This is a genomic window from Micromonospora sp. CNB394, from assembly GCF_000374985.1.
In the GTDB taxonomy this organism is placed as follows: Bacteria; Actinomycetota; Actinomycetes; order Mycobacteriales; family Micromonosporaceae; genus Micromonospora; species Micromonospora marina.
Window position 1 is genome coordinate 38,675 of the sequence record NZ_KB895864.1, and the last position, 923, is coordinate 39,597.

Below are 923 nucleotides of genomic sequence, written 5' to 3' on the forward strand. Positions count from 1 at the left end.
CACGACGGTCACCGCCACGGAAGCCACCCTCACGACGGTCACCGCCACGGAAGCCACCCTCACGACGGTCACCGCCACGGGCGCCACTGTCACGGTCGCCACCACGGAAGCCACCGTCACGGGCACCACCCTCACCACGGTCACCACCGCGGAAACCACCCTCACGGTCGCCACCACGGAACCCGCCTCCGCGACGGTCGCCGCCGTCGCGGCCTCCGCTCCGGAAACCACCCTCGCGGTCACCACCACGGAAACCGCCTTCACGACGGTCACCACCGCCGAAGCCGCCTTCACGACGGTCACCGCCGCGGAAACCACCCTCGCGGTCGCCACCACGGAAGCCGCCGCCCTCGCGACGGTCACCACCGCGGGCGCCGCTGTCACGGTCGCCACCACGGAAGCCGCCCGGGCGGTCGTCGCGGCCCCCCCGGTACGAGGGACGGTCATCGCGACGACCGTCGCGGCCGGCGTCACCACGCCCCTGGCCGCGGTCGGCGCGATCCTCGTAACGACGGGGGCGGTCCCCGCCCTGGGGTCCTGAGCTCACGGGTACATCCTTCCTGATGGCGTTTCCGCCGAGAACGCTAACGCAGTCGAGGGCCGCCCCTGCTGGGGCGGCCCTCGACTGGAAGATTGTCCGGCGGTGTCCTACTCTCCCACACCCTCCCGAGTGCAGTACCATCGGCGCTGGAGGGCTTAGCTTCCGGGTTCGGAATGTGACCGGGCGTTTCCCCTCCGCCATGACCGCCGTAACTCTATGAACATGTCAACCAACCCAACAACATGGGCGGCAGTTTGTTCAGAGTTGCACAGTGGACGCGTAGCAGCTTGGTAGTCAAGTCCTCGGCCTATTAGTACCGGTCAACTGAACCCGTTACCGGGCTTACATTTCCGGCCTATCAACCCAGTCGTCTAGCTGGGGG

General features: G+C 68.4%; 1 protein-coding gene and 2 rRNA genes. 1 reads left to right on the forward strand and 2 read right to left on the reverse strand.

What is annotated here, in order from left to right; all coding sequences use genetic code 11:
* A partial coding sequence (locus tag C569_RS33865) for a hypothetical protein (RefSeq protein WP_018788843.1) occupies positions 1 to 541 on the forward strand: 541 nt, incomplete at its 5' end.
* 94 nt (positions 542 to 635) lie between these two features.
* Here C569_RS33865 and rrf read toward each other — a convergent pair.
* Positions 636 to 752, reverse strand: a 5S ribosomal RNA gene (gene rrf / locus C569_RS0126965).
* Between the two features lie 79 nt (positions 753 to 831).
* Positions 832 to 923 (reverse strand): 23S ribosomal RNA (locus C569_RS0126970); the annotation flags it as partial.